This is a genomic window from Pseudoalteromonas sp. 5Ae-yellow (assembly GCF_014077565.1).
In the GTDB taxonomy this organism is placed as follows: domain Bacteria; phylum Pseudomonadota; class Gammaproteobacteria; order Enterobacterales; family Alteromonadaceae; genus Pseudoalteromonas.
This window is the reverse complement of record NZ_JACGWD010000058.1, coordinates 20,934-30,177: the sequence shown is the minus strand read 5'-3', so window position 1 is coordinate 30,177 and position 9,244 is coordinate 20,934. Positions and strand designations below refer to the sequence as shown.

Annotated in this window: 8 protein-coding genes; 4 read left to right on the top strand and 4 right to left on the bottom strand. The window is 40.1% G+C overall.

Annotated elements, in window-relative coordinates; translation table 11 throughout:
• Nucleotides 1–165 precede the first annotated feature (165 nt).
• Nucleotides 166–1,305, bottom strand: coding sequence for a molecular chaperone DnaJ (gene dnaJ, locus H4J63_RS14885; protein WP_002959065.1), 1,140 nt, complete (start codon nucleotides 1,303–1,305; stop codon nucleotides 166–168).
• Nucleotides 1,306–1,507: 202 nt separating this feature from the next.
• Entirely contained in the window at nucleotides 1,508–3,424 is a 1,917-nt protein-coding gene (gene dnaK / locus H4J63_RS14880) for a molecular chaperone DnaK (protein ID WP_002959064.1), read from the bottom strand.
• A gap of 241 nt (nucleotides 3,425–3,665) precedes the next feature.
• Here dnaK and H4J63_RS14875 point away from each other — a divergent pair, with 241 nt between their 5' ends.
• Nucleotides 3,666–4,481, top strand: a complete 816-nt coding sequence (locus H4J63_RS14875; protein ID WP_182197318.1) for a thioesterase family protein — start codon at nucleotides 3,666–3,668, stop codon at nucleotides 4,479–4,481.
• On the opposite strand, the gene H4J63_RS14870 is transcribed toward H4J63_RS14875, so the two are convergent.
• Nucleotides 4,470–5,216, bottom strand: coding sequence for an ABC transporter substrate-binding protein (locus tag H4J63_RS14870; protein WP_182197316.1), 747 nt, complete (start codon nucleotides 5,214–5,216; stop codon nucleotides 4,470–4,472). The genes H4J63_RS14875 and H4J63_RS14870 overlap by 12 nt on opposite strands.
• Before the next feature lie 164 nt (nucleotides 5,217–5,380).
• On the opposite strand from H4J63_RS14870, the gene H4J63_RS14865 reads away from it, so the two are divergent.
• From H4J63_RS14865 to H4J63_RS14855, 3 genes are read left to right on the top strand one after another with little or no spacing between them, the layout of a single operon-like run.
• Nucleotides 5,381–6,547, top strand: coding sequence for a paraquat-inducible protein A (locus H4J63_RS14865; RefSeq protein WP_259365697.1), 1,167 nt, complete (start codon nucleotides 5,381–5,383; stop codon nucleotides 6,545–6,547).
• Nucleotides 6,544–8,199, top strand: a complete 1,656-nt coding sequence (pqiB, locus tag H4J63_RS14860) for an intermembrane transport protein PqiB (protein ID WP_182197312.1) — start codon at nucleotides 6,544–6,546, stop codon at nucleotides 8,197–8,199. The genes H4J63_RS14865 and pqiB overlap by 4 nt, the downstream gene beginning before the upstream one ends.
• A complete protein-coding gene (locus H4J63_RS14855) occupies nucleotides 8,199–8,807 on the top strand; it encodes a PqiC family protein (protein WP_039488488.1) in 609 nt (202 codons plus the stop codon). The genes pqiB and H4J63_RS14855 overlap by 1 nt, the downstream gene beginning before the upstream one ends.
• Here the strand turns inward: H4J63_RS14855 and H4J63_RS14850 are convergent.
• Nucleotides 8,804–9,145: a GNAT family N-acetyltransferase gene (locus H4J63_RS14850; RefSeq protein WP_310734720.1), complete on the bottom strand. Its 342-nt coding sequence runs from the start codon at nucleotides 9,143–9,145 to the stop codon at nucleotides 8,804–8,806. The genes H4J63_RS14855 and H4J63_RS14850 overlap by 4 nt on opposite strands.
• Nucleotides 9,146–9,244: the final 99 nt, after the last annotated feature.

Below are 9,244 nucleotides of genomic sequence, written 5' to 3'. Positions count from 1 at the left end.
GGCTTCCTTCAGACCCCACCGTTGGCCAGTGACGCCCTTGCCATTCAGATTATCTTCCCCTTAGTCAGGGTAATAAGGCATCTTTCAGCCTATCGGGTTTGCCAGCTTCGCTGGGCAAACAAAAAAAACGACGCTAAAAAGCGCCGTTTCATTATTAATAATAATTTACTTAGTTAAATCATCAAAAAACTTTTTAACACCGTCAAAAAAGCCTTGCTCTTTAGGACGATTTTTCGAGCTATCTGTACCCATACTTTCATCTAACTCTTGCAGTAGTTCACGTTGACGCTCGTTAAGATTAACTGGCGTTTCGATTACTACCTTACAAATTAGATCGCCTTGGGCACCACTTCGAACAGACTTAACGCCTTTGCCACGCATACGGAACATTTTGCCCGTTTGCGTTTCAGAAGGTATTTTAAGTTTTGCACGACCATCAAGTGTAGGCACCTGAATTTCGCCACCAAGACCTGCTGTTGTAAAGCTAATTGGTACTTCACAGTATAAATTATTTGCTTCACGTACAAATATTTCATGTTCGCGAACAGATACTTGCACGTACAAGTCGCCAGATGGCGCGCCGTGCATTCCGGCTTCACCTTCACCAGTTAAGCGGATACGGTCTCCTGTATCAACGCCAGCTGGAATTTTAACTGAAAGCGTTTTAGTTTTTTCTACGCGGCCCTGACCATGACATTTGTTACAAGGGTCTGAAATAATCTGACCTTGTCCCTGACACGTTGGACACGTTTGCTGAACAGCAAAGAAACCTTGGCGCATTTGTACCTGGCCAGCACCATGACATGTAGTACATGTTTTAGGCTTTGAACCTGCTTTAGCACCACTGCCATCACACGGCTCACAACCCACCCATGTTGGCACTTTAATTTCAACTTCTTTACCACGAACCGCTTCTTCTAAGCTCAAGTCCATGTTGTAACGTAAGTCAGAACCACGTTGTTGACGAGATTGACGTCGACCACCGCCGCCACCAAAAATATCGCCAAATACGTCACCAAATACATCACCAAAATCGCCATGACCGCCACCAAAGCCGCCATGACCACCGCCACCGCCTTGCTCAAATGCCGCGTGACCATGTTGGTCATACATTTGGCGTTTTTGAGGATCGGTTAAAATCTCGTAAGCTTCTTTAACTTCTTTAAATTTAGTTTCAAGCTCTTTATCGCCTGCGGTACGATCTGGATGATATTTCATCGCTAAGCGTTTATACGCTTTTTTTATGTCTCGCTCACTCGCATCTTTGCTTACGCCGAGGGCTTCGTAATAATCGCGTTTTGACATATCTATCACACTACTCTTTTCTGTTTGCAGCGTGAGCTGCTGGATAAACCGATAAATCGCATCGATTTATCATTGAATTTTTAAACCTTAAATACATGCAAAAGGCGCGACAAGCTATTGCTCGCGCGCCTCAATTGTTCATCCTAACCTAAACACTCGATTGAGTTAAGTGTTTTTGGCTAGCGAGAAGCGTTAGCAACAATTACTTGTCGTCTTTCACTTCTTCGAACTCTGCATCAACAACGTCGTCGTCTTGCTTAGCTGATTGCTGTTGCTCGCCTGCATCTGCTGAACCTTGCTGTGCTTTCGCTTGTGCAATTTCCATTAGTTTTTGAGACTTTTCAGCAAGAGCTTGAGTTTTAGCTTCAATCTCTTCTTTGTTGTCGCTCTTAATAGCAGCTTCTAAATCTACAACAGCCGCTTCAATCGCTTCTTTGTCTTCGCTTGGTAATGCATCGCCAGCTTCTTCAATTTGCTTACGAGTACCGTGTACTAGAGCATCAGCTTGGTTACGAGCAGCTACAAGTTCTTCAAACTTTTTATCGTCTTCAGCATGTGCTTCTGCATCACGAACCATTTTTTCAACTTCTTCATCGCTTAGGCCTGAAGATGCTTGAATTGTGATTTTTTGCTCTTTACCTGTATCTTTATCTTTTGCAGATACATGTAAGATACCATCGGCATCAACATCGAATGTTACTTCGATTTGCGGTGTACCACGTTGTGCTGGGCGAATACCTTCTAGGTTAAATTGACCTAGAGATTTATTGTCGCTTGAACGTTTACGCTCACCTTGTAACACGTGAATTGTTACAGCAGATTGGTTATCTTCAGCTGTTGAGAATGTTTGCGATTTCTTAGTAGGAATCGTCGTGTTTTTCTCAATCAATGCTGTCATTACTGAACCCATTGTCTCAATACCAAGAGATAATGGAGAAACGTCTAGTAATAGTACATCTTTGACGTCACCAGCAAGTACACCACCTTGAATCGCTGCGCCTACTGCAACTGCTTCATCAGGGTTTACGTCTTTACGTGGTTCTTTACCGAAGAAATCAGCAACTGTTTTTTGTACTAAAGGCATACGTGTTTGGCCACCAACAAGAATAATATCGTTGATGTCGCTTACTGATAAATCAGCATCAGCAAGTGCACGTTTAAGTGGCTCTAGAGATTTAGTTACTAAATCTTCAACTAGTGATTCAAGCTTAGCACGTGTTAGTTTCACGTTCATGTGCTTAGGACCAGATGCATCAGCAGTTACATACGGAAGGTTTACTTCAGTTGATTGTGCAGATGAAAGTTCAATTTTTGCTTTTTCAGCAGCTTCTTTAACACGTTGCATTGCAAGAGGATCAGTTTTTAAGTCTAAACCTTGATCTTTCTTGAATTCAGCTACTAAGTAGTTGATTACACGGTTATCGAAATCTTCACCACCTAAGTGAGTATCACCGTTTGTAGCAAGTACTTCAAAAGTGTGCTCGCCTTCAACTTCATCAATTTCAATGATTGATAAATCGAAAGTACCGCCACCTAAGTCATATACTGCAACGATGTTTTCGCCACGGTTTTTATCCATACCGTAAGCAAGTGCCGCAGCAGTTGGCTCATTAATAATACGTTTAACTTCAAGACCCGCAATACGACCAGCATCTTTAGTAGCTTGGCGTTGTGAATCGTTAAAGTATGCAGGTACTGTGATTACGGCTTCAGTTACTTCTTCACCTAAGAAGTCTTCAGCTGTTTTCTTCATTTTTTTCAGTACTTCAGCAGAAATTTGTGGTGCAGCGCGTTTTTCGCCACCCGCTTCTACCCATGCATCGCCGTTATCAGCTTTAATAATTTTGAACGGCATGATGCCGATATCACGTTGAACTTCTTCGTCTTCAAAACGACGACCAATTAAACGCTTAATTGCAAATAATGTATTTGTCGGGTTAGTAACCGCTTGACGTTTAGCAGATTGACCTACTAAAGTTTCTCCGTCTTGCGTGTAAGCAATAATAGACGGGGTTGTGCGATCGCCTTCCGCGTTTTCAATAACACGTGCTTTGCCACCATCAAGTACTGCAACACAAGAGTTTGTAGTACCTAAATCGATTCCAATAATTTTACCCATGAAACTTCTCCAACTTCAATATTCGTTAATACGTTCGATGACATAGTAAATAGGGATGCGCCAAACTTATTTCAACTGTAAAAATGAAAAAAAATCCATTTTTTGTGATTTATTTACAAAATAACCCTAATAATTGTAAGGAATGGTGATTTTTGCACCGCCAGAGACGTTTTTAATTACTGGTCTGACTAGTTTGGTTGTGTTATAAATTTATTAAATCGCACTATAAAAGGACATCTTCATGCATTTTGAACAATTACTTCTCCAAGCTGCAAAAATTGGAAGTTCAGACAATACCGAACAATTAACTAGCACAATGCAATTTCCAGAAAACTGGTGCCAAGGCAGAACTGCTTTTGGTGGGCTCTCAGCCGCACTGTTGTATCAAGCTATCAGAGGAAAAGTATCTAATGACCGTCGCCTACTCTCACTCAGTACAAATTTTGTAGGGCCATTACTAGCTGATACTCCTTTTTCGTTATCGGTAGAAATATTACGACAAGGTAAAAGCAGCACACAGGTACTCGCCAAAGCCATTCAAAATGAACAAGTGTGTGTAATTGTACAAGCGTGTTTTGCTAAAAGTAGAGAGTCGGATATTAATGTGCCTGTTTCGAAATCTTTGGGTTTAAAGCCGGTAGACGAGCGCCATACTCTACCTTTTATTAAAGGCCAGATGCCTGAATTTTTTCAACATGTTGATTTATGCCCTCAACAAGGTGCCATGCCATTTAGCAGCGCAGAAACTTCTCACTTAGGGGGCTGGATGCGCTTTAAACATACGCCCGAACAAATAACTGAAGCGCATGTAATTGCATTAACAGATGCATGGCCACCTACGTTATTACAAATGTTTAAACAACCCGCTCCAGCTAGTAGCATGTCATGGTATTTAGAGTTTGTACAAGAGCCAAACTTAACACCTGGAGAATGGCTTGGCTTTGAAGCAATCACTCATCATTCAAAAGATGGCTATGGTTTAGAAGATGGCTGTATATGGTCACAATCCGGTGAGCTAATAGCGCTTACACGTCAAACAGTGGCGTTATTTGATTGATGAATGGGTTTGGCCTTCATCAACAATTCTTTTATAAGTACCGTTTTGCTTGATGAGCGCCAAACCAATATCAAACTCAGTAGCTAAAGAGAGGTTATTAAAATAAGCAGGTCGCTCTGCTTTTGGAAATAAAGTGTAAATTTGCACAGCTTCGGGTGATTTATGTTGATTGTAGTAATAGTAAAAAATACGCTTGTCTAACACAATTACATCCACCCAACCTTTTAACAGCTTATCTACTTGCGCTTTTTGATTAATAACCTCTTGATATGAGCTAAAGTGTTTAACATTACTTTTAAATATAGAAGGCAGATATGCAGTTGCATTTTGAAAAGCAAGAACGTTTTTATTAAACATGCCTTCTATTTTATCAATATTATATTTATTTCGCTTGAGTGTAATGGCTACATTTTCATAACTAAGTACCGGTTTACTTGAGTAAATACCAGGACTACTTCCTCCTGCATAATTTAAAAGTATATCTACTCCTTTATTATGCAATTGATGCTCAGCGCGTTTATTAGACATATATTGCACATTAATATTGGCAAATCCATTAGCCTTTAACGCGGCTTTAATTAAACCTAGGTGTATACCCGAGTCTGTTTTTGCAAAAACATAGGACGGAATTGATGCGCTCGCGGCGATAATTACTTCTCGCTCTTTATTAATTGCCACAGCATTATGCGAACAAATAAAGAGCCACATTAATATGCAGTACAAATAATATTTCACACGCTTCCTTTATATAACGAGCAGCTTGATGGCAGAACGCGTTGTATTAATGTATTAAATATAGCAAAATTGAAGAAATATTCTTCTTGCTTGGTATTAAATTGCAAACTGTCTGCCCCTGTTGTGATCTGATCATAGATATACCTCGCATAATCGCAAAACAAATGGCGATATGCCCACATTGTCACCATAAACTTTGCGAAGCCGATGTTAATCACGACAGTCGCATAGTTGCACTAAGCTTTAGCGCACTATTAATGCTGCTCAGCAGTATGTTTTACCCTTTTATTTCATTTAGTAGTAGCGGTATAACTCAAACTATTACACTACCCGACGCGGCTCGAATTTTATTTAATTATGATAGTGAGCTGCTTGGCTTATTTATTGATTTGAGCATTATTGCCCTGCCCATGGGTTTGCTTCTTATTTTAATTCCTTTGCATCTTGGGCTTTTAAAAACATTACCAGAGGGCATAGCAAGGCGACTACTAAAGTTCACTTTGGCGTTAGAGCCTTGGATTATGTCGGAAATATTTTTAATTGGCGTACTTGTTAGTATGGTTAAAATCATGTCGCTGGCTGATATTAGCTTCGGCACGAGTTTTTGGGCTTATGTGGGGTTTGTTATTTTATACATAGCTGCACTTGTTCACTTAAATCGCCCACGCTTATGGGCTCAAATAAAGCCTGTAAAAGTACTCGAAGGCGCAGAGCATGCTAAACGTGCAATAGATGAAAATATTAAAGCCTGCCATGTGTGCCATCAACTATGTACCAGTAATATTTGCCAGCGTTGCCATACAAAAACACACGTCAGAAACCCTTATAGCGTACAAAAAGCAGCAGCTTGGCTAATTACTTCTGTTGTTTGTTATATTCCAGCTAATGTTTTACCTATTATGCACACCACTAGCCTTGGGGATGAATCACCTTCAACTTTAATTGGTGGTGTTATTACTCTTTGGAACAGTGGCTCCTACCCTATTGCCGCTATTATATTTTTAGCCAGTGTGGTTGTACCGCTTGCTAAGGCATTTGTATTGAGCTTTTTATGCTTTATGGTTACAAGGCCTGCCAATAAACATACAAAAAGTTACACCCGAATTTATCAACTGACTGAGTTTATTGGTAAATGGTCGATGATAGATGTATTCGTGGTTGCTATTTTAGTGGCCTTAGTTCAACTGGGTAATTTAATGTCAGTAACGCCAGGATTAGGCATTGTATTTTTTACAGTTATGGTAATATGCCAAATGATGGCTGCCCATGCCTTTGACCCACGCTTATTGTGGGATTCCCCTAAAAACAAAAAATCAGAGAACAAAGCATGACCGAAACCGCCGAAATAACAAAAGAACCGAAAATTTCCGCTATCTGGATCATTCCGGCAATTGCGCTGTTAGTGGGCATGTGGATGTTATACCAATATCAAGCTAATAAAGGCCCTACTATTTTTATCGAAATGCCACAAGCAGAAGGTATTATTGCAGGTAAGACTGAAATAAAAGTGCGCAGTGTAAAAATAGGTCAAATTGATCATGTTCGGCTATCCGACACGCAAGACAGCGTAATTGCTCGCGCGCAAATAGATAAAAATTACAACGAGCTACTGACTGACGATGCCAAAATTTGGGTCGTGAAACCACGCATTGATGAAACAGGTATTAGCGGGATGAGTACGTTATTGTCTGGTGTATATTTAGAGTTTTCACCAGGTGAAAGTAAAGAACTAAAAGAGCGTTTTAAGTTACAAGATGAACCAGCCCTCATTGGTAAAGATGTGAAAGGTGGTCGTTTTAAATTAATGAGTTACAACGCTGAAGTACTTGATGTAAGCACCGGTATATTCTTCAAAAATTATAAAATAGGGCAAATAGAAACCGCCACTTTTGATTGGGAAAACCAAGCAATGAAGTACGGCGTATTTATTAAAGCCCCTTATCAAAATCTGATCACCATGAACTCTATTTTTTGGGTAAACGCAGGAATTGAAATTGACCTATCTGCCGATGGCATCAATATTAATACAGGCTCTTTAAGCAAACTATTAAAAGGCGGTATTTCGGTTGGTTTACCTGAACAACAGGCCCCGGGTGAAATAGCACAAGATGGGCATAGCTTTTCATTAAGCCAAAGCTATAAAGAGGCGTTAGAAGAGCGCTTTTATGATTTTGATTACTACCTAATTGAATTTGAACAATCAGTTCGAGGACTACGCACAGGTGCACCTGTCGAGTACAGAGGTATGCGTGTAGGTACTGTTGTTGAAACCCCTGCCAATGTAATTATTGACGGTAAACCTGCCCACTTTAGAAACCATAATACGGCGGTTCCAGTGCTTATAAAAGTAGAATACGGACGCTTGTATCACGACAGTGCTTCAGCAAAAGAGTATTGGCAAGGCAGTTTAAAGGGCTGGATTGAAAGTGGTATGCGCGCCTCGTTAAAGCCCGGTAATTTATTAACGGGTGCTGTGTATGTAGATTTTGACATATACCCCGACGCGCCAGAAGCGCACCTAGGTAAACTTGTGCAGTATTATGTTTTTCCGAGTATTTCTAGCGGCATAACCGTATTAGCAGACCAAGTCTCTGACGTACTTAATAAAGTAAATAACTTAAAAGTTGAAGATAGCTTGGCACAAATGCAAGCCACATTTACCGATTACCGAGCGCTTGCTAATGAAATGCGAGAGCTGCTAAGCCAAAAAGATACACAAAACCTACCGGGCGACTTTAATCGTAACTTCGAAAAGATGACAAAAAGTATGGAGCAGTTTGAAGTCACTATGCGCCAATTTGATAAAACCATGGCCAGTTACCAAGCCGGTTCTGAACTTCATCATCAAATACAGCAAACATTAAAAGAGTTTAAACGTTTAAGTGAGGGCCTACAGCCTCTAACTCGCGGATTAAACGAGCAACCTAATATGCTAATTTTTGATAAATCATTACCAGCAGATCCAAAACCAAGGAAGCAATAATGAAATCGTTATTTTTAACTGCAAGTTTATTATTACTATTGGCAGGTTGTAGTTCATCAATACAAACTGCGACACAGTATTACCAGTTTGAGCAGCCTATAGGTGCATCGTCTCGAAACGTTGCAGATACAGATGCGCAACTAAGAATACAAACTGTTGTACTTAGAGGCGCTTTAAATAATTTGGGCATTGCGATGAAAATAGATAGCAACCAAATTCATGCTGCAAATTACAACCTGTGGGGCGAATCGCCGGATGTAATGCTTACTGCAACAGCCCAGCAAACACTTTTTAATGCTATGCCCAACTGGATGGTAATAAAAGGCTTACCGGTCATTACTGAACTTGATCAACAAACGTTTTATGAGCTTGAATACGAAATTCACCACTTTAATGGCGATATGCAAGGTAACGCTGATATTTCAGGGCTTTGGCGTTTATATTACACACACCCTGAAACAGGCCGACGTCTTATAAGTATTCATAATTTTTCAAACCTAGTACCTATAGATGATGATGGATACGACGGTTTAGTTTCAACGCTTGAAGCAACATGGCTAAATATAAACCTAAATGTTGCAAAACAAATAGAACAAGCAAGACTTTAATCATTAAGTGAAAATATAATTACGGCGGTTTTATCATCATTGATAACCGCCTTGCCCTTTATTTTAAAGCCCAATTTTAACAACACATTCTGCGATGCCCTATTATCTGGTGATGTTATTGCACACAGTTTTGTAATTCCAAATTCATGCTTATGTTGCAAAAGTGCGCTGGCAGCTTCAAAAACATAACCCTTTTTTTCAAAACCGCTTACAAGTGCAAAACCTAAATCAGGTTGCAGTAACGCGGCGCGCTTATAAAACCCAACAACGCCAACCATTACAGCATTATGCAAAGTAATAACGTAAGGCCCAAAGCCTTGGTATTTATGAGAAGCAATAAATGACTAGGGCCTGTTGACCTTTCAGGATTAAAATTTGTTCAATCTAGGGGCGATTTAATCGCGGCGTGAGGTTTGTAACCTAGTGGGCTAAGTAAA